At 45.3% G+C, this 22,090-nt stretch carries 8 protein-coding genes and 1 pseudogene; all 9 read right to left on the bottom strand.

The features are described from left to right. Positions 1 to 2,109, bottom strand: a 2,109-nt coding sequence (locus RIE73_RS24555; protein WP_446403675.1) for a non-ribosomal peptide synthetase, incomplete at its 3' end; no start/stop codon positions are given. Positions 2,110 to 2,170: 61 nt separating this feature from the next. Continuing rightward, positions 2,171 to 6,790: an SDR family NAD(P)-dependent oxidoreductase gene (locus RIE73_RS24560; RefSeq protein WP_446403676.1), complete on the bottom strand. Its 4,620-nt coding sequence runs from the start codon at positions 6,788 to 6,790 to the stop codon at positions 2,171 to 2,173. Positions 6,791 to 6,829: 39 nt separating this feature from the next. Continuing rightward, positions 6,830 to 10,345 (bottom strand): annotated as a pseudogene (locus RIE73_RS24565) (non-ribosomal peptide synthetase); the annotation flags it as partial. Positions 10,346 to 10,395: 50 nt separating this feature from the next. Next, entirely contained in the window at positions 10,396 to 11,466 is a 1,071-nt protein-coding gene (locus RIE73_RS24570; protein WP_446403677.1) for an HAD-IIIC family phosphatase, read from the bottom strand. A 2-nt stretch (positions 11,467 to 11,468) separates the two neighbouring features. Continuing rightward, the gene (locus tag RIE73_RS24575; RefSeq protein WP_446403678.1) at positions 11,469 to 12,653 is read right to left on the bottom strand and encodes an acyl-CoA dehydrogenase family protein; all 1,185 of its coding nucleotides are present in this window, start codon (positions 12,651 to 12,653) and stop codon (positions 11,469 to 11,471) included. 43 nt (positions 12,654 to 12,696) lie between these two features. Then, positions 12,697 to 12,948, bottom strand: coding sequence for an acyl carrier protein (locus RIE73_RS24580; protein WP_446403679.1), 252 nt, complete (start codon positions 12,946 to 12,948; stop codon positions 12,697 to 12,699). Positions 12,949 to 12,988: 40 nt separating this feature from the next. Next, positions 12,989 to 13,843, bottom strand: a complete 855-nt coding sequence (locus RIE73_RS24585; protein ID WP_446403680.1) for a 3-hydroxyacyl-CoA dehydrogenase family protein — start codon at positions 13,841 to 13,843, stop codon at positions 12,989 to 12,991. Positions 13,844 to 13,880: 37 nt separating this feature from the next. Next, positions 13,881 to 18,554 carry an SDR family oxidoreductase gene (locus tag RIE73_RS24590; RefSeq protein WP_446403681.1) on the bottom strand — a complete coding sequence of 1,558 codons (4,674 nt, stop codon included), beginning with the start codon at positions 18,552 to 18,554 and terminating at the stop codon, positions 13,881 to 13,883. Between the two features lie 47 nt (positions 18,555 to 18,601). Further along, positions 18,602 to 22,060 (bottom strand): non-ribosomal peptide synthetase, encoded by a 3,459-nt coding sequence (locus RIE73_RS24595; RefSeq protein WP_446403682.1) that lies wholly within the window; start codon positions 22,058 to 22,060, stop codon positions 18,602 to 18,604. Between the last annotated feature and the right edge of the window lie 30 nt (positions 22,061 to 22,090).

Consider the following 22,090-nt stretch of genomic DNA (forward strand, 5'->3'; position numbering starts at 1 on the left):
AAAGCCAATAGTGGTAACGGCATAGAAAGTATCTTCCTGAGTTAATCCTGGACAATGACTCATGGAATTGAGGAAGTTGACCACACTGTAGTGGCAGATTTGAACCCCTTTGGGAACTCCTGTAGAACCCGAAGTGTAGATAACGTAAGCTAAATTATCCGAATATACCCCAGCATCAAGATTCTCCTTTTGGTGTTGCTCAATTGCCTGCCAATCCGTATCCAAACAAACCATCTGTGCTTGATTTTCTGGCAAAGATTCCAGTAATGAACTCTGAGTAAGCAATACTTCAACACCCGAATCGGACAACATATAACTGAGCCGTTGTTGGGGATAATTGGGGTCAAGGGGGACATAAGCACCACCCGCCTTAAGTATCCCCAATAGTCCCACCACCATCTCCAGGGAACGCTCCACACAAATACCAACGAGTACCTCGGGTTTGACTCCCTTGCTTTGCAGGTAATGTGCTAGTTGGTTGGCTTTTTGATTTAAGTGTTGGTAGGTCAACTGCTGATTTTCAAACACTACCGCTACAGCATTCGGTGTTCTTTCGACCTGCTCTTCAAACAACTGATGAATACAGGTATTCTTGGGATAATCTGTCTGGGTTTGATTCCATTCGGTCAACAACTGATGCTGCTGTATTTCACTCAACAGGGGCAATTGGTCAACTCGCTGTTGTGGATTTTCTACAATTGCTTCGAGCAAGGTTTGGAAATGCCCACTCATCCGGCTTATAGTGGCAGCATCAAACAAATCAGTATTGTATTCCCAGAAACCCTCTAGCCCTGAATTCGTCTCTGTAATGTCCAAGCGCAAATCAAACAAAGCTCTGGTGCGTTCAACCTCAAAAGGAGTCATAGTCAGCCCAGGCAGTTCAAATTTTACCCTCGGAGTATTTTGTAAGGTAAATGACACCTGGAACAGTGGATTATACTTGGCATCCCGTTCTGGTTGTAGTTCCTCGACCAGTTTTTCAAAGGGCAAATCCTGATGTTCATAAGCTGCCATCGTCACCTGCCGCACTCGACTTAAAAGTTCCTCAAAAGTCGGGTTGCCTGCAAAATCGGTGCGTAGTACTAGAGTATTGACAAAACAGCCAATCAGTCCTTCAATTTCAGCTCGGTTACGGTTAGCAATAGGCGAACCAATGATGATGTCTTCTTGCCCACTGTAGCGGTAGAGCAATAGTTTGAACGCTGCCAGTAGGGTCATGAACAACGTAGCCTCGGCTTTTTTGCCAATCCCCTGCAGTGCCTGGGTCAAACTCTTGGGCAACCGGAATGATTGTCTTGCCCCCCGGTAAGTTTGAACGGGTGGTCGGGGTCGGTCTGTTGGCAGTTGCAGTAGAGGTGGAGCATTTTCCAATTGTTGCTTCCAGTAAGACAGTTGGGAGGATAGTTTTTCTCCCCGCAACTCTTGTCGCTGCCAGAGAGCAAAGTCAGCATATTGGATGGGCAGTTCCGGCAACGGCGCAGGTTTTCTCGTAGAAAAGGCTTGGTAAAGGGCTGACAATTCACGAATGAATACGCCCACTGACCAACCATCAAAGACAATGTGGTGAATAGTAAATAGCAGCAGATGTTGCTGTTCACCTAGCTGTAGTAGCGTACATCGCAGCAGAAGTCCTTGAATCAAGTCAAAAGGACGTTGACTTTGCTCAGTCGCGACACGCTGAACTTCAATTTTCTGTTCCGCTTTTGGCAACTGGGACAGGTTGACCACGGGCAATGTCAAGGTCAGGTTTGGGGCAATGATTTGAACGGGTTGCCCCTCCACCATCTCAAACCTAGTGTGCAGAGCTTCATGGCGTTGCATAATCTGCTTGAGACTCTGCTCCAGCGCTGCTACGTCGAGGAAACCTGTTAGCTGTATTGCTCCATGCTCATTGTAAAAAGGGTTGTTGGGTTCCAACTGTTGGAGAAACCATAGCCGCTGCTGGGCAAAGGATAAAGGTAAAGGAGCTGTACTTGAACGTCGAGGAATAGCTTTTAGTTTAAAACCAGAGTCCACTTCACCTCGCAAACGCTTTTGAAGCAGCGCCCGTTCGGCGGGTGAAAGTTTAGACCTTCGTGCTATTATTCTTTCTTTTTTATTTATATCCATCGGGTGTCAGAGTTGTACACAACTAAAGAAAAGGACGATAATAAAGATCAAGAGTTTAGTCCTAATCCGGAATCATAGAGATAAGTTCCTTAGTTGAGTCTTCAGTTATTTTTTCCAATTCCTCTATGATCATTTCTTCAATGACCAAGGCTAAATCAGCGACACAGGGAGACTCAAATACGTGACGAATAGATAGCTCTAACTGGAATTGAGTCCGAATTTGAGAAACTAGCTGGATACCGATTAGGGAATCCCCACCCAAATCAAAGAAGTTGTCATAAATACCAACAGGCTCTACACCAAGCACCTGTTGCCATATATCGGCAAGTTTTTGTTCGGTCTCATTCCTGGGACTTGTGTAAGTATTGTCCAAATCGGGTCTTCGATGGAATGAAGAGGAATTGGCTGCTGGAGAATCTACTCTCTCTTGTACAAATTTAAGTTTAATAAATTTGTCAAGTCTTGCCTGTAGATCTCCCGTTGAGACAACGACTTGATTCAGGTCACATCTAGATAAAAGAGTTTGAAATACCTTAATTCCTTCCTTTGGGGTCAGTGCAAATTCAGCCAAACTGGTTTGCTCTAATGCACTTTCTTTATTCTCTCCCCCAACCTGCCATGCATCCCAATTTACGCTGAACCACGGTACAGGATTGGTCTGATTATGGTAGTGAGTTAAAGCATCCATGAACAGATTGGCTGCTGCGTATGCCCCATAACCCACTCCTCCTAACACTGATGACAACGAAGATAATAGTACACAAAAATCTAGATCTTTGCCCTGGAGAACTTTTTCTAATATAAACAGTCCATAGACTTTAGGTTGAAATTGCTGCTCACACTCAATTTTATTTGTCTGGGCAATAGCCGCAAACGATTTTTCTCCAACAACTCCGGCAGCATGAATGACACCATTGAGCTGACCAAACCGCAACTGAATTTGTGCGATCGCCTCCGTCATTTGTGTGAGGTTCGCTACATCAGCGCTAACCACCAAAACCTCTGCACCTAAATTTTCAAGTTCTTGGACTTGGCGAATCTTGCGGCTGATACTATCTGTTTCATCGTGAGTTGCCAACCACCTATCCCACTCCTGTTTTTCTGGAAAAGCAGAACGTCCTGTCAGAATCAATTTAGGACGTACTGTCTTCGCTAAATGCTTCGCCAAGACAAGTCCAATCCCTCCAAGTCCGCCTGTAATCAGATAAACTCCTCCTTCCCTTAATTGTGGTGTCTCTTTGAGAGATTCATCGAGTCGCACGGGTTCAAAGGTTTGCAACCAACGATTATTGCCTCGGTAGGCAATCACCTGCTCAGAGATAGGAAGTCTCAGTTCTGTCGCAAGTTGCTCTGTGAGTTTCTCCTGTTGCCAACTTCCTGAAGGGGGAAGCACCACATCAATGCTGCGACAGTTAATGTTTGGGTATTCTTGGGGAATTACTTTCACCGGTCCGAGTAGGGTGGCTTTTTCTGGAGAGAGCCACTCTTCCCCTGTGACTGGCTGCATATTATTAGAAACAACCGTGATTGGCAACGCCTCAGTTAGATTTAATTTCCCCAGTGCTTGAGCCAGAAACAGCAAAGAGTAAAATCCTTTTTCTTGAGCTTTCTCAACTCCTACCATCCCGGATTCTGCCTGAGTCATCGGCGTGACACTCCACAAATGAACTATTTGTTCTGGCAGCTTCTGTTGTGCTAGGAGTTCCTTGAGTAAGGTATCGTAGTCACTACTTTGTTGAGGATTCAGGGTATATTGGCTCTGGCTGGGTTGGGTGAATTCTGTACCGACTTTGACAGTGATTACTTCCTGCTTCTGTGTTTGAAGTCGTTTAACCAGTTGAGTCCCCAAGCCACACTCATCAACAAACACCAGAGTGCAAGATTTTTGAGCTGTTAATTCTTCCTGTTTGAGTGGTACTGGGGGTACTGATTGTTTCCACAAAGGGAGGTAAAACCAATCGGCAATATCCGGCTTTTTGCCCAGTGATATTTGAGTAGCGCGGTTATTTTGTCCTGGTTGAAGCGGCTCAATCCAGTAACGCTGGCGCTCAAAGGGATAAGTGGGTAAGGGAATGCGATCGCGTTTCTCACGAGCATAGAATCCCGACCAATCCACCTGCACTCCAGCTAGCCATAGCTGACCTAATGCCTTCAACAAAAACTCTACATCCGATTGTTTCTCTTGGGGGTGGCGTACTGAGGTTAATACCACCTGCTCAGGCTTTTTCTCTGGATGCTGTTTGGCTAATTTACTTAATGTCCGACCTGGACCCACTTCTAGCAGAACGTGCGCCGATTTCTTCAATAACTCTTGCAAACCCTCAGCCAAGCGCACGGTTTGCCGTAGATGAGCAGTCCAATAGGAAGGAGCCGTTGCCTCCTGGACAGTAATCCAAGTGCCAGTAACATTGGAAACATAAGGAATTTGTGGTGGTTTGAGCGTCACTTGTGTGACCCGTTCTTGGAAAGGCTCCAGAATCGGTTCCATCATCGGAGAATGAAAGGCATGGGAGGTGTGTAGACGACGGCAATCCACGCCAGAGGATGCTAACTGGTTTTGTAGTGCTTCTACAGCCTCGGTTGTACCTGAAACAACACAGGAGGATGACCCGTTAATTGCTGCCAGAGAGAGTGTTTCACCCAACAAGAGTTGCACCTCTTTTTCCGGCAAGGGAACAGCGAGCATACTTCCAGAGGGCAGTTGCTGCATCAGTTGACCCCGTGCTGTCACCAGAGCTAAAGCATCTTCTAGGGAAAATACACCAGCCAGACAAGCTGCCACATATTCCCCAATGCTGTGACCAATCATCGCCACCGGATGCACTCCCCAAGACATCCACAACTTAGCCAAGGCATACTCGATCGCAAACAGTGCGGGTTGAGTAATCGCCGTCTGCTGTAATTGCTGCGCCGCTTTTTGGGCATCTTCCTCTTTTGGGTACAGCAATTGGCGCAAATCTAACCCGATCTGAGGCTGGAGCAATTCACAACAGCGATCGCATACCTCCCGAAATATCGCCTCACTCTGGTAGAGTTCCCGTGCCATGTTTGCATACTGCGCTCCTTGACCGGAAAACATGAAAACGACGGAGCGATCGCGCCCTTCGGTGACACTGGTAAAAACCCGTTGCGGATCTGACTCTAGAGCTTGGAGTGCATCCTCAATGTCTTCTACGATCACCATCCGGCGATGGTTAAACCCGCGACGACCGACTTGAAGCGTATAAGCGACATCGGCTAGGTTAAGTTGTGGGTGCTGCTTTAAGTGATTGGCTAAATTCGTGGTAGCCGTTTCCAATGCTGAGTGGGTTTTAGCTGAAAGCAGCAATAATTGCCTGGAGCGGGAGGAACTAGACGCTGCCACAACTGGTGCTTCTTCCAGAATTACATGAGCATTTGTCCCCCCGATGCCAAAAGAACTGACTCCGGCACGGCGAGGAGTCTTGCCATTTTGCCATTCCGACAGTTGGGTGTTGACGTAAAAAGGACTGTTGGCAAAATCAATCTGGGGATTGGGTTGCTGGAAATGCAAACTAGGAGGAATCAACTGGTGTTTGAGACTCAAGACGGTTTTAATTAGACCTGCTACCCCAGCCGCTACACCCAGATGTCCGAAATTGGTTTTCACTGAACCGATCGCACAGAACTCTTTTTTATCGGTACTTTTACGAAAAACTTGTGTCAGCGCCGTAATTTCAATCGGATCTCCCAGGGCTGTTCCCGTTCCGTGGGCTTCTATATAGGTTACTGTCTCAGGTTCAATCCCAGCAACAGCCTGAGCTTCTGAAATCACTGCCGATTGACCATCTGGACTAGGAGCCGTATAGCCAGCCTTCAAAGAACCATCGTTATTAATTGCCGAGCCTTTGATAATGGCATGAATGCAGTCTCCATCCGCGATCGCATCTGCCAATCTCTTCAGGACGACAATTCCGATACCTTCTCCGAAAACAGTTCCCTGTGCTTGAGCATCAAAGGCTCGGCAGTGTCCATCGGCAGAAGCGATTCCCCCTGCCTCATAGGAATACCCAGCCTTTTCGGGTATCGTGAGTGAAACACCCCCAGCCAACGATATGTCACATTCGCCATTCAGCAAACTCTGACAAGCCAGATGGACAGCCACTAGGGAAGTCGAACAGGCGGTTTGAACCGTGACAGAAGGTCCCTTCAAGTTCAACTTGTAGGATACTCTTGTGGAGAGATAATCCGCCCCATTGCCAAAAAGTGTCTGTATATCCGGGAAATTGCCAATGTTGTGACCAATGTTGTTGAGCCAGTAAGTGTTGTTTTCTACACCAGCGTAAACACCAATCGAACCTTCATAAGTTTCCGGATTGCAACCGATCTTTTCAATCGCGTCCCAGGCGTGTTCCAGGAAGAGGCGGTGTTGCGGGTCCATGAGTTCAGCCTCTTTAGGACTGAAGCCGAAGAATTGAGCATCAAACAGCTCGATGTCTGAAAGAATAGATTTTGCTTTGATGTAATTAGGGTTATTTAGCAAAGTCGGGTCTACACCTGAAGCGAGTAGCTGATCCTCAGAGAAAAATGAAACGGACTCGACACCCTCTCGTAAATTCTGCCAAAATGCATCAATATCCTTGGCTCCTGGAAAACGACCAGACATACCGACAATCGCTATTTCTAAACCATTACTATTATTAGGTAAATGTAGTTCACTCATTTTATTTCAAACCTCTCTACTAGGAAATTAATATTTGTACTATTTATTGGTCAAACGATGCTTTTGTCTGAAGTCTTTTTGTTGGTCTCTTAAGGTTTGACGAACACGACGAGACCTAGCTCTCTCATTACCTTGCTGAATAGAAGTATTTGTTGTTTCTTCCTGACTTAAATATTTAGCAAAAGAGTGTATAGTCGGATGCTTAAACATTTCAACGATAGGTATCTCTTGTTCCCACAAATCTTGCATTTTTACTTGAGTCTTGATCATGAGTATGGAATTTCCTCCCAGATCAAAGAAATTGTCATGAATACCCACCTTTTCTAGTTGAAGTATCTCTTGCCAAACCCTAGCAATGAGTTGCTCCGATTCCGTCTGGGGCATGACAGATGCTGCACTCTCCTGTGGGTTAATATTTTCGGGTACAGGCAGTGCCTTTCGATCAACCTTGCCGTTAGGTGTTAACGGCACCTGATCCAGGAATATATAGACAGAAGGTATCATATAGTTAGGCAGCTTTTGTTGCACACAATTACGCAACTCATCAGCCATTGATACGGGTTTCTGATTCTGAGAATTTGTAGGTTGTAGCCACTGCTGAGTCCCGGCAAAGTCTACTAGCTTCTGATCGGGTGAACTCGAAGAATTACTAGAAATTAGCTCTTGCTTAGGAACGACATAAGCCACCAATTGCTTGTTTTCCCGTGACTCTCCGACGGCGGAGACGATTACCTCTTTCACACTAGGATGTTGTTGCAGAGTCGCCTCAATTTCACCCAGTTCAATCCGGTGACCATTAACTTTAACCTGAAAATCCTCCCGTCCGATAAATTCAATAGTCCCATCTGGCAAATACCGACCTAAATCGCCCGTTTTGTACAACCTTTCCTGGGTTTGGGGATGAATAATGAAACTGGTATTGGTCTTTTCTGGGTTTCGCCAGTAACCTTTAGCGAGTCCAATTCCGCCGATGTAAAGTTGTCCAATCACCCACACTGGACAAGGTTCCAAGGCTTGATTCAGAACATAGAAATGCTGGTGACGCATGGGGCGACCATAAGGGATGCTTTTCCAAGTTGGGTCAACTTGTTCTATGGGATAGAGAATGGACCAGATTGACGCTTCTGTCGCGCCGCCTAAACTAATGACCTGCACCTCTTTAAACAGAGTGCGAATCTGGTCGGGTAAGTTCAGAGGTAGCCAATCTCCACTCAACATCACCAACCGCAGGGATTGAGGCAATAATTCTGAGCGACTTGCCGCATATTCCACCAGCATCTGCATCAAAGCTGGCACCGAATTCCAGAGAGTGACCTGATGTTGTACGATTAATTGCACCCAGTGAGCCGGGTCTTTTGTAGCATGGGCATCAGGAATAACTAGGGTTCCTCCCGCTGCCAGAGTGCCAAAGATGTCATATACTGACAAGTCAAAACTCAGAGAGGACAGAGCAAATACCCGGTCTTGGCATTTCACATTAAAGCGCTGGTTAATGTCGAGGATTGTATTAACAGCACCTCGATGGTCAATCATCACCCCTTTTGGCTTGCCAGTTGAGCCAGAGGTGTAGATGACGTAAGCTAAATCCGATGGGTGTTGTATGGGCTCTAGAGGGGCAGAGGAACTAGAAGGTTCTAGGGTGTCTATACAGAAACGTCGGCTAGTTTCTGACCATTCTAAATCGGTGTCGAGCCAGGATTGAGTCAGTACCCACTGCACTTGTGCTTCTTCGAGTAAATGCCACCGCCGTTCACCAGGGAGTCCAGGGTCAATCGGCACATAAGCCGCACCAGAAGCCAGAATGCCCAAGGCGGCGACAACTTGCTCCCACCCTTTCTCCATGACAATTGCCACCAATTCGTTGGGGCGAACACCCAGTTGTCGCAGTTGATCGGCGAGCTGATTGGCGCGATCGCATAATTCCTGATAGGTTAAAGTGCGACTAGATGTCACCACAGCGGCTTGCTGGGGATGCAAAGCGGCTTGCTCAAAAAACAAGGTCTGGAGTAAGGCTGCTTCCGCAATGGGTGCCTCAGTACCATTAATCGTGGCTAGTTGCTGTAGCTGTGCTGAGGGCAACAGTTGCCGTGTTTTTGTTTGCCAAAGGTCTTCTTCATTTGCCAGACGATTGAGGAAATCACAGTAAGCGGCAAACATATCATCCAAGAGTCCTAGAGGGAAGACGTCTTCAACAGCATCCCAATATAAAATCAGGGTTCCCGCATCTTCAAAAACTTGATGGTCTAGATAAACTTGCGGGGTTTGACTGATGCTGTAAATGAGTTCTCCCAGCCAAGCCATGGGTACAGAGGGTTGGTTCTGAGTGTTCTGGGTTAGAGTGCTGGTGAAGACGACAGGCATGAACGCCGCTGAAGCCTGACCTTGGGTTCGGGCTAATTCCCGCAACACTTGCACGCCACTAACATACCGATGATCAAGGTTTTCCCAAAGTTGCTTTTGGATGCGTTGAGAACGCACTTGAAAAGACTCTTGTTCGGAGTTGTCTACCGCCAGTAACGTCACAGAGGTGAAGTCTCCAACAATCTGATTTACTTCAGGATGCAACGGTAAAGGATTGAAGAGGGTTAAATTGATGGAAAATTGAGGATTTTTACTCCAAACAGTCAGAATTTCGGCAAAGGCAGCGAGTAATAGTCCAGAAGGAGTCACGTTGGCTTTGGTCGCCCGATGCTTGAGGCGCTGCCAACTCTCTGGCGCTAGTTTTCTCGTCCGGCGCACAAACTGAGGATGTTTGACAGTTGTCAGACTCTTCACCAAGGGCAGTTCAGGGGAGGGTGGTAAAGTAGCAAGACGGCTTTGCCAATACTCTAATGAACGGCGATAGGTTTCTGAATTGCGGCAGGCAATTTCAGCTAATACATAATCCCGAAATGAAAGTTCTAAAGGAGGTAGGGCAATGTCGGGGTTTTGCATCAGTTCCGCCAGTTCCCGACTAATAATTCCTAAACTCCAAGCGTCGCAAATCAATACATCAAAATTGAAGTGAAGCCTAACTTTATTATTGTTTAACTGAGACGCTTGTATTGTGAACAGGGACCATTGGTCCGCAGGCAGCCGTTGGTGGGACAGGCGATCGCGCATTTCTGCTAACTTAGATGCGGCTATTTTTGGTGTTTTCTCTCGCAAGTCCAACACCTTAACTTTATAGGCTGGAACTTGTGCCAAAATCTGCTGTTGCCCATCGGATTGTACGATTGCCCGCAGCATCCCATGGCGATTGATTAGTCGCTGCCATGCTTTTTCAAACCGTTCTAGGTTGAAATCAACCGTTTCAATTTCCAAATAAGCCTGACTGGCTACGTTACCCAATTCAAAAACATCTTGGCGACCGATCCAGTAAGCCTGTTGAACGTCAGTGAGTGGAAAGGGTTTATGTTGCTCGTCTGCATGGGGAACTACTTTTGGGAGTTCTTCTTGTAATAATTTAAGACGAGAGTTAGACTCAATTTCACCTCGCAAACGTTTTTCAAGAAGCGCTTGTTTTGCTGGTGAAAGTTTAGATTTTAATTGATTGATAGTTTCTGATGATGACATAGTGATATACTCTCAACAATCGAAAATTAACACTTAATATATTTTATTTTTTAATCAAAAATATCCACTTGCATATAATTAGGGTAAGGTTGAATCCGTTTAAAATCATTTTCCAGAACAACCCGATCACGCTTTTTCTCTACTTCCTTGAATCCCGCAAACTTATAAGCTATATACATCATTCGATTACGATTATTGGCAACAAATTCAGCACACAGGCGAACATTATTATCTTTAGCCAGCTTGATAATGTAGTTAAGCATAACGACGCCAACACCTCTAGACATGACGCGACAAGACATCAACAATAACTTAATCGTCCACAGGCTTTCTTGACATTCCACAAGAGCCAAGCCAATTTTGCCATAAGTTCCATACTTATCTGTCAAACTAGCGATGAGCAGCTTGTGTTGATCTGACTGTCGAAACTGATTGAGTTCATCGTAGGAGTAAGTATAGCCAGTTGTGTTTAGTTGGTTCGTTCGCACTGTTAATTCTTTAGCTCGCTGTAAATCTTCTTCTTTAGCCGAAGCGATCGTGAAATGCATATTAAGTGTAGCCAAGAACTCTGCTTGGGAACCGACGAATTCTGACTCTACCTTCTGGCGCTTTATATCGCTGAGATACATCAACCTTCTCTGTTTTGAATCCTCGGTAATAAAACGAGGATTCATTTCCGGCATATCCAGCAACGGCTCCAAGTTCGCTGCATGAATACAGAGGACTTCAGGTAATGAAAAACTAACGTTTTCCAGTTCAAATGGCTGATCGTCAACAAAGGCTATTGTATCCATACCGATGTTGATTGATTTAGCAATTTGCTGAATAGAGTAAACTTTAGAATTCCAATGAATTTGTGGATACAAAAAATACTCATCTAATCCCAGATCCTCTAGTTTCGCCATCGTTTTGCCATACTCATTCTTGCTGGCAACGGATTGGAGTATTCCTCGACTGTCCAAGGTTTTGATAATATCAACTACATTGTCTTTTAAGTTAACCTCATCATCCTCCAATAACACGCCATTCCATAGAGTATTATCCAAATCCCAAACGACACATTTAATCGTTTTTTGATTAACTGGCTTAGTGTCTACATTCTCTGATTTTAAACTTACCATGCTTAAATCCTTGCCATTAATTCCTGAGACATTACAGGGCGATTCCGTGGAAACAGATGTTCTTGGTAACCATATTCAGCAATGGTAATTTGTTGAATCTGGGTACTGCCTTCAATAATTTCCATTATTTTGGCGTCTCGCCAATACCGTTGAACAGAATATTCACGACTACAACCATTACCGCCATGAATTTGTACTGCATCATTTGCCGCTTTAGTTGCCGTTGTGGAGGCAAAATATTTGGCAATTGAAGTTTCCATAATTGATTTGGGATCGCCATTATCTTTGAGATAGCCCGCTTGATAACACAGCAGTCTCGCTGCTTTGACATTAACCAGCATCTCAGTGATCATTTGTCGAATTAATTGGTGTTCTTTGAGATAGACACCAAACTGCTGGCGTTGACTTGTATATTGAAGGCAAGCATCTAGACAGGCTTGGGCAATGCCGACACAACCCCAAGCCACGCTGTATCTTCCATAATCTAGTGCAGAAGACGCCACATGGGAAAAACCAAAACCCTGTCTACACAGGAGATTTTCTGAGGGAATTTTACAATCATGCAGGTGCAGTTCTGCTAACATTGAACCTCTCACACCTAACATCCCAAAAATTGGTTTGATTGTCAATCCTGGGCGATTCTTTTCGACTAAGAAAACTGAGGGTTTACCGTCATTCTGAGCAAAGACTAAAAATACATCTGCAATTTGCCCATACGTCATCCATTTTTTTTGCCCATTTAATACATAAAAATCTCCTGAACGTGTAGCTGTCGTCTCTATACTTTTGGCATCGCTGCCCACGTTAGGTTCGCTCAAAGCAAAAGCAGCAATAACCTCTCCCGATGCTAATTTAGGCAGCCAATTTTCTTTTTGAAATGTATTGCCCCACTTGAACAGTGCCTGAGCTACCATATTGTGAACGGTTAGTAAGCTCCTCAGTGAAGAACAACCTCGTCCGATTTCTTCATTCAGAAGTCCATAGGTGATCATGTCCATGCCAGTGCCACCCCTATCTTTGGGCAACCCAGCACCTAAATAGCCTTGTTGAGCTAGTTTTTCAATCAGTTCTGGGGGCGTATGTTCTTCGCGATCGCATCGATTGGCATCAGGAACGATTACTTCATCTACAAAAGCTTTGAATTCAGACCGAGCCTGGTTTTGCTGGGGGGTTAATTCGAGTTTCATTGTATCATTTACTTTTCGGTATATCTGGTTTTTTATTACTTTTTTACTGGGGAGCAGCTACAGCCATCTTCTGTTCTAGCAAACTAACCATAGCATTTATAGTTCGGAAATTATCAAAATCGAGGTCTTCGTTTTCAATCGTAACATTAAACTCTTTTTCGATAAATAAAACCAGTTGCATAGCAAACATCGAATTGACAAAGCCAAGCGCAAATATATCTTCATCATTTTGCAGTTTATGATTACCAAAATACTGTGCCAGAAAATTCCTAATTTTAGATTGAGTTGCTTTCATGGTGAGTTATCTCGAATTAATTCCTGTAAATTTTGGAGATTCAGTTATAGGTGTAAAATCCTTGTCCACTTTTTTGACCATACAACCCAGCATCTACCATTTTTTTGAGCAAATGGCAGGGTCTATATTTACTGTCGTTAAAGCTTTCGTACAGAACTTCGATAGAGAAGAGAATCGTATCTAATCCAATTAAATCAGCGGTTTCTAGGGGACCCATTTTGTGTCCAAAGCAGGTTTTGAAGATTCTATCTACATCCGATGCTGAAGCAACTTGGTCTTGCAGGATAAAAACTGCTTCATTAATCGTTAACATGAGTACACGGTTAGACACAAAACCGGGTGAATCATTAACGATGATACATTCTTTGCCCATTTGAGTCAACAACTTTTGCGCGGTTCCAATAGTTTCTTCAGAAGTATGATACCCGCGAATCGTTTCCACCATTGGCTTCATTGGCACAGGATTCATGAAATGCATTCCAATCACTTTAGAGGCACGTTTGGTTACTGAAGCAATGCGAGTAATGGGAATAGCTGATGTGTTGGCTGCAAAGACTGATTCTGGCGGACAAATGGGATCAAGCTGGGTGTAAACCTGCTGTTTAATCTCCCATTTTTCTGTCGTATTTTCAATAACAAATTCAGCCGATTCTAAGAACTGATAATTAGTAGAAAACTTGATCCGGCTCAGGACATCCTCGGGAGTATTATCTGGCTCACTTTTATTAAAAAAGCCTCGAAAACGAAGATTCTGCCTAATTTCCTGTTTGGCACGTTCCAGAATCTCATCTGAAACATCTATAAGGATGACCTGATGACCCGTTTGAGCGAGATTTTGTGATACCCCGATGCCCATAACACCGGCTCCGACAACACCAACAACTTGAATATTCATCTTCAGATTGACCTTATCTTAGAATTCTGGGCATTTTTTATTGGCTGGACATATCTGACACCAGCTCTTGAGCTTCTGCTTCCGTTAGTTCTTCTAATTCACTGATCAGGATTCTTTCAATAGCCAAAGCAAATTCTGCTACCGTCGGAGACTCCAATAAGATACTTATCGGAATTTCCAGGTTGAAGTCCTTGCGAAGATGGTAAATTAGCTGAGTTGCAATTAGAGAATGTCCGCCTAGCTCAAAGAAATTGTCATGGATGCCAACTTTTTCGATCCCCAAGAATTGTTGGTAGAGTTGAGCAATTTTAATCTCGGTTTCACGGCTAGGAGCAACATAAGCATTCCGCAGGTTTGAGCGGGGGTAGAATGAAGAGGTTGTTTGATCCTTTACCTCTGCATCTTGCCAAGATTGGCGTTTAATCCACGTATTGATTTGGGCTTTTAAATCGATTTGTGAAATAGCAACCTGAGAAAGTGTACCTTGGCATAAAATACGCTGAAAGGCTTGCGTCGTTTCTTCTGGCACATCAATCAAGAACCAATTGGTGCTACACCAGTTATTATGATTTACTTGGTTTTGCTGGTGAGCAAAGGCATCCAGAAAGAGATTGGCTGAACTATAGGCAGCAAACCCCAGTCCTCCCAAAATAGATGAGACCGAAGATATTAACACACAATAGTCAAGTTCTCTTCCTCGCAACACTTTCTCTAGTGTATAGACTCCATACACTTTGGGTTGAAAATGTAATTCACATTCGCTGTAACCTGTTTCGGAAATTGCCGTCAATGATTCTTTGTCAACGACTCCTGCGGCGTGAATGACTCCATGAATCTTGCCAAATCGCGCCTCAGTCTGGGCAATCGCTGCTTGCATTTGGACTTCATTTGCTACGTCGGCGCTGATGACTAAAACGTCAGCACCCAACTCTTCCAACTCTTGAACCTTCTTGATTCTGCTACTTACTCGCTCATGCTGATCATGAGTAGCTAACCATGGCTCCCATTCTGCTTTTGCGGGTAATCCTGAACGTCCTATTAATACCAGTTTAGCCTGCACAGTTTGAGCCAAGTATTTGGCTAGCATTAGACCCAGTTTTCCTAATCCACCTGTAATCAGGTATACGCCGCCTTGCCGCAATTGTGTTCGACGCGAGGCGCTATCATTTAACCGTATGGGTTCAAAGTCTGGGAGCCATCGATGATTGCCACGGTAAGCAACTGTTAAGTCAGATGAGGGAGTCGTAAGTTCTGTCAAGATATGGTCTATCAGTTTCTCCTCTTGCTGACTTTTTGGTTGCGGTAGTACCAGATCAATACTTCGGCAGGTAATATTCCTATATTCCTGGGGAATGACATTACACAGTCCCAACAAAGTTGCCTGCTCTGGATACAATACATCCTGGCTTTCAACTCCGTGCATACCCTGAGAAAGTACCCAGAGTTGAAGTTGGTTTGTAATCAGTTGTTTTCCGAGAGCTTGGGTGAGAAAGAGCAAACTGTAGAACCCTAAGTTCTGGGCGGCTTCAAATCGCTTAATTCCTGATTGCGCCTGTTCATCGAGTTGGATATTCCATGAATGAACTATAGTTTTAGGTTGCTTATTTCTGGCATGGAGTTGTTTGAGTAGAGTGTGATAGTCCTCTGGCGAACCCGGATTAATGGTATATTCGCTTTCACTGAGTTGGCTAAATTGCTCTCCCACCTTCACGCTAATCACATCTTGATTCTCAGTTTTTAGTCGTTGGGCTATTTGATAACCTATCCCACACTCATCAACGAACAATAACCAGCAAGACTTTTGCTCCACCAAACTACCCACTTCAAATGGAACAAGCGGTATTGATTTTTTCCAAACTGGAACGTAGAACCAGTCGGCTATATCCGGCTTTTTCTCTAAGGAAATCTGCCCTGTTGATGCAGGCTGTCTTGGTTTGGATGATTCAACCCAGTAACGCTGGCGCTCAAAGGGATAAGTCGGTAACGGAATACGATAACGACGTTCTTTAGGATAAAATCCTGACCAGTTTATCTGGACTCCTGAAAGCCACAACTGTCCCAAACTATTGAGCAAGAACGCTAAATCTGACTGTTGATTATAGGCATCGCGCAGGGATGGTAGCACCACTTTATCTGCTACCTGATCACTCTCTAGACACTGCAATGCCAAGCTACTTAACGTCTGTCCCGATCCCACTTCCAACAGAATCGGTTGCTGTTGTTTCCATAACTCTTTTACCCCATCAGCAAAGCGTACAGGTTGGCACAGATGCTTTGTCCAGTAACTTGGATCTGTTGCTTGAGATTCTGTAATCCAAGTTCCCGTAACATTTGACAGATAGGGAATTTGGGGTGGATTGAGGCTGACGGTTTTAACTAAGTCAGTCAAGGAAGAAGCAATTGGTTCCATCATCAGAGAATGAAAGGCATGGGACGTTTGCAAACGCCGATATGCCAATCCTGTTTCAGTTAGCTGGGAAGCCAATTCATTCACAGCCTCTGTTTCCCCAGCAATTACACAAAGTTTTGCCCCGTTAATTGCTGATAAGGACAGCTTTTCATTCAGGAAAGGACATACTTCTGCTTCGGAAACAGGCACAGCTAGCATGGCTCCACCGGGTAACTCCTGAATTATTTGCGCTCTTTTAGCAACCAAAGTCAGGGCATCTTCTAAGGACAAGACTCCAGCCAAAGTTGCTGCCACATATTCACCAATGCTGTAGCCAATCATCGCCGCTGGACGAATTCCCCAAGACATCCATAACTGAGCCAGAGCATACTCGATAACAAAAACAGCAGGTTGGGTGAGATAGGTTTGATTCAGTTGTTGAGTCGCGTCATCAGCGGGTTCTTGGTCACGACCCAACATCTTACGCAGATCGAAACCTGATGAAGGTTTATTCTTAGTCGAGTTGCTTAGTTGGGAACTTTCTGAGGATTGATTTTGATGGGGATAGAGTATATCTCTTAAATCTAGATCAATCAGAGGTTTAAGGATGTCGCAACAGCGGTCAATTGTTCTTTGAAATGTTGGCTCAACTTGGTACAATTCCCCAGCCATGTTGACGTAATGAGTTCCCAATCCGGTGAACATGAAAGCGACAGGACGCTCACTTTCTTCCTGAATGCTGGTGAGAACTCGTTTCGGATCTTGCAGGGCGACTAGAGCATCTTCAATATCTTGGCAAACAACTGCCCTTCGATGCTCAAACTCCCGACGACCAACTTGCAGGGTGTAAGCGACATCAGCGAGGTTAATTTTAGGATGTTGTTTGAGGTGTTCAACCAAATTGGCTGTGGCGGTATCCAAAGCTGAACTCGTCTTGGCAGATAACATCAGTAATTGCCAAGGACGGGACGTGACTGATGGCTGAATTTGGGGTGCTTCTTCCAGAATGACGTGAGCATTCGTTCCCCCAAACCCAAAGGAACTGACGCCAGCGCGACGAGGAGTGCCGTTGGTTTTCCACTCAGAACGTTTGGTGTTAACGTAAAATGGGCTATTGGCAAAATCAATTTGAGGATTGGGGGTTTCAAAGTTGAGACTCGGTGGCAATAATTTGTGATCCAAGGCTAGAGCTGTCTTAATCAAGCTAGCAATCCCAGCCGCTGCGTCTAAATGTCCTATATTTGTTTTTACTGAGCCGATCGCACAGTAGCCTTGCTTATCCGTTGGAAACGCTCGTTTTAGCCCCGCAATTTCAATCGGATCACCCAAAGACGTTCCCGTTCCATGGGTTTCTATATAGCTAATTGTGTCTGGTTCCACTTCAGCCATAATCTGAGCCGCACGAATGACTTTCGCTTGTGCTTCTTCGCTGGGTGCTGTGTAGCTAACTTTTACCGCACCATCATTATTGATCGCTGAACCTTTAATAACAGCATAAATATAATCTCGATCCGCGATCGCATCGTCCAGCCGCTTGAGTACAACCACACCAATACCGTTACCCCCAATTGTCCCATTGGCACGAGCATCAAAGGCGAAGCAATGCCCATCCGGAGAAATCCCCTCTGGGCAAAGTGTTGCTGCGGTTTGGGGAGCTTTAATTGAAACGCCAGCCGCCAAAGCCATGTCACAATCGCCACTGAGTAAACTTTGATAGGCTAAATGAACGGCAACTAATGAACTTGAACAGGCTGTTCCGACACTAATACTGGGTCCTTTGAGATTTAATTTGTAGGAGACGCGAGTGGGTACGTAATCTTTATCAGACGCCAGTAGGATGGGAAAGTATCCGAGAGTTTCATTGAGATTATTCGGGAAAAGGTTATAGAGCAAGTATGTACTTCTACCTACCCCAGCGTAAACGCCTATGGTTCTGTCTTCTCGTTCCGAGTCATAGCCAGCATTTTCCAGAGCCTCCCACGCACATTCTAAGAAAAGGCGATGTTGCGGGTCCATAATTTCGGCTTCTCTGGGATTCAAACCAAAAAAGGAGGCATCGAACTGTTCAATATCGTCTAAAAGAGCCGCTGCTTTTCGTTCATTTTTCGTCCCATTCGGCTCTGTCTCTAAGTCTTGAGTTACTCCATCTTTATTGGATAAAACTGAAATAAATTCTAATCCATTGATCAGGTTATCCCAAAAAGATTCAACATCTTTGCTTCCGGGAAAACGCCCAGAAATACCGACTAATGCAACTTCTAGTCCCGTTGATTCAGACATCATATTTATAGTTTCTGCTCGATCTTGCTCTATATTAGTCATTCTTAAATGCTTCTAATTACTAATTACACGTCTTGACACAACTAAACCTATAGCTTAGTCGCTTTGGATTGTTTTAGTCTTTGTTTGATGCGAGTTTTACCTGCTGCCAGTCGCTTAACCACTTCTAAATCTTTTCGCTCCGGCAATACGGCTTGTTGAGCTTGACTTAAATATTTAGCCAGAGACCGAATGGTTGGATACTTAAACAAATCAACCAATGATATAGAGTCTACCTCATTTAGCAAACTCTTTCTGAGTTTGTTGTAAATAGTTGTAATCAGTAATGAATTGCCACCGATTTCAAAAAAGTTACTATTTACCCCAACTTTTTCTAAATTTAATACAGTTTGCCAAACCGTAGCAATCCTTTGTTCAATATCGTTCTGGGGCGGTACATAATCAACCTCTAATTCCTGAATGAAACCCTCTGGATTAGGCAGGACACGGCGGTCTACTTTTCCATTCGCCGACAGCGGTAACTTTTCCAGAACAATAAACGCAGATGGTATCATATAGTCTGGCAGTTTACGACTCAGGACGTTACGCAGTTCCTCAACTGTAGGCGCTGCTTTTTTATTGGCAACAATATAAGCAAGTAAACGTTCTTGGATCGCACTCACCACGGCGGCTTTTACGGCTGGATGCTGAGTCAACGCTGCCTCAATTTCTCCCGCCTCAATCCGGTGTCCCCGAATCTTAATTTGGAAGTCTACTCGTCCCAAAAATTCAATGTTGCCATCGGGTCGATAACAACCCAAATCGCCCGTGCGGTAGAGACGTTCTCCCGTGCGCGGATGAGAACAAAAACTATCCTCAGTCTTTTCGGGATTGCGCCAGTAGCCTTTTGCCAACTGTACTCCAGAACAGTACATTTGACCGGGAACCCAAACCGGACAGTCTGCTAAGGCGTCGTTCAAAATATAGTATTTCGAGTTCGCCATCGGTTGACCGTAAGGAATGCTTTTCCAGTTTGGGTCAACCTTTTCGATCAGATAACCGATATTCCAAATCGTCGTCTCCGTTGGACCCCCAATACTGAGAAGTTCTATCCTTGGCACTAAAGCACGAATGCGATCGGGCAGGGAAACGGGCAGCCAATCTCCACCCAAAATTGCCAAACGCAAGCTATCGGGGAGTGCCACAGATTGACCCTCGGCATAATCCACCACCATTTCCATCATCGCGGGAACCGAGTTCCATAGGGTGACCCGTTCGCGTACCATTAACTCAACCCAGTGACTCGGATCTTTTACCGCCGCCGCATCGGGCATCACAATTGTGCCGCCAGCACTCAGCAAACCAAAGATGTCATAAACCGATAAGTCGTGGTTGAGGGCACTCAGGGCTAAAATTCGGTCTTGAGAACCAACCTGAAAGCGCTCATTCGTGTGAATCACCACATTCGCTACATTGCGATGAGTAATCATCACCCCTTTGGGCAACCCTGTGGAACCTGATGTATAGATGACATAGGCTAAGTCATCGGGAGTCTGCACGGGTGAGAGTGGTTCTTTACTTTCTTGGGCTAAATCATCACGATCCAAACACAAGCACTGAATGCCTTTAGCCCACTCGTTTTCCACCAACCAAGATTGGCTGAGAACAATGTTGGCTTGACTATTTTCCAGAAGATACAACAAGCGCTCTTGCGGTAGTCCAGGGTCAATGGGGACATAGGCAGCACCCGATGCCAAAATACCGATCGCGGCAACAATTTGCTCCCATCCCTTTTCCATAACCACGGCAACCCGTTGATTGGGCATTACTCCCAGACGCCGCAACCGATGACCCAGTTGGTTAGAGCGATCGCATAATTCCTGGTACGTTAATCGGCGTTGGCTGGTAACAATCGCGTTTTCATTTGCCCGCACTCGTACTTGTGCTGCAAACAATTCATGCAGGAGCTGATCTGGAATCGGTGCGTCTGTGGCATTGATCGCATCCCGTTGCGCTAATTGAGCCGGAGGCAATAATTGCTGCGTCGTTTCCACCCAGGCAGATTCGCAGGTGGCAAGTGTTCCGAGCAAACGACAATATGCCTCAAACATATCTGCAATCATGCCTTCAGGAAAGAGTTCCTCCACGACATCCCAGTTGAATGACAATTCTCCCTTTTCTTCCCAGACTTGAATATCCATCCAGGCTTGAGAGGCTTGGCTGATGCCGTAGACTAACTCTCCGAAGTGACTGAAGGTCAAGGTTTCCTGACCAAGGGAACTGAAGCCTAGAGTGCTGGTAAAGACGATGGGCATGGCGCTAGGCGCTGTCCCGCTTCTGCGAGCCAGTTCCCGCGTCACGCGCACGCCACTAAAGTAGCGGTGTTCTAAATCTTGCCACAGTTGTTTCTGTAGATGGATAGCTCGGTTGGTAAAGGAATCACCGGATGAATGGTTTACGGCTAAGAGGGTGACAGAGGTAAAGTCTCCTAAGATGTCATTGACCTGGGGATGCAGGGGTAGGCGATTGAAAAGGGCAAGATTAATAGTGAATTGAGGGTTTTTGCTCCAACGTGCGATGATTTCAGTAAAAGCTGCCAGTAGAAGTCCAGAGGGGGTCAAACCGGCTTGAGCGGCTCGTTGTTTTAACTGTTGCCAGTCGGTTCGCTCTAGTCTACTCTCGTAGCGCCTGCTGCGATGTTGTTTGAGTTGTTTGGGATTTTTAGCCAGGGGTAAGTCTGGTGCTGGAGGCAGGGTATCCAGACGACTGAACCAATAGTCTTGCGATCGCTTATACAATTCTGTTTCTTGCAACCCTTGCTCGGCTAACACATAATCGCGGAATGACAGTTCTATCGGTGGCAGTGCCGCATCGGGGTTCTGGTAAAGTTGCACCCACTCGTCAAACAGACGAAACAAACTCCAAGCGTCAAAGACTTGCAGATCATAGCTAATATGCAACCGAACCCGCCCTTGATCCAAGCGCGTGGCACAAAATTCAAACAGGGGCCAGTGGTCGGCAGGGATGACCTGATGGGATAAGCGATCGCGAATGTCTGCTAACGTTTCGCCGACAACATTTTCCGTCTTTCCCCTCAAATCCACAACCTTCATTTGATAGGGAGGTACAGTTTTTTGCACCTGTTGCTGACCATCGGGTAACACGACAACTCTTAGCATATCGTGCCGTTCAATTAACTGTTGCAACGCCCAATTCAAGCCTTCTACGTTTAAGTCTTTCCCTTCAATTTCGTAGTACCCATGATTAGCAACATTCCCGAGTTCTAATATCCCACTTCGACCCACCCAAAAGGCATATTGCATATCCGTCAGCGGAAACGGTTCGTAGCGCTGTTCGGGTGCTGGCACGATAGTTGGTAGCGCCGTGGAACTGACACTCATGCTGTTGTGATGCAGCAACGTGAGAATCTCTGTTTTATACTCTGCGAGAGAGTTTCGCAGTTCTGGAGTGATTACCCCTTTGGGCGCATCTATTTCTAGTGAACTGCCCTGAGCAGAAAGTTTGACGCCTTGGTGGGAGAGATGAGTTAGAAGTGAGTGCAGTTCCATGGTTTCAGTAAACTATTTTCTATTTATTGT

The organism is Coleofasciculus sp. C1-SOL-03 (genome assembly GCF_040220555.1).
Lineage (GTDB): Bacteria > Cyanobacteriota > Cyanobacteriia > Cyanobacteriales > Coleofasciculaceae > Coleofasciculus.

Bases quoted from the DNA above. Each gene is read 5' to 3' on its own strand.
- RIE73_RS24585 (WP_446403680.1), bottom strand. From the start codon at position 13,843: ATGAATATTCAAGTTGTTGGTGTTGTCGGAGCCGGTGTTATGGGCATC.
- RIE73_RS24595 (WP_446403682.1), bottom strand. From the start codon at position 22,060: ATGGAACTGCACTCACTTCTAACTCATCTCTCCCACCAAGGCGTCAAA.
- RIE73_RS24590 (WP_446403681.1), bottom strand. From the start codon at position 18,554: ATGACTAATATAGAGCAAGATCGAGCAGAAACTATAAATATGATGTCT.
- RIE73_RS24570 (WP_446403677.1), bottom strand. From the start codon at position 11,466: ATGGTAAGTTTAAAATCAGAGAATGTAGACACTAAGCCAGTTAATCAA.
- RIE73_RS24575 (WP_446403678.1), bottom strand. From the start codon at position 12,653: ATGAAACTCGAATTAACCCCCCAGCAAAACCAGGCTCGGTCTGAATTC.
- RIE73_RS24560 (WP_446403676.1), bottom strand. From the start codon at position 6,790: ATGAGTGAACTACATTTACCTAATAATAGTAATGGTTTAGAAATAGCG.
- RIE73_RS24580 (WP_446403679.1), bottom strand. From the start codon at position 12,948: ATGAAAGCAACTCAATCTAAAATTAGGAATTTTCTGGCACAGTATTTT.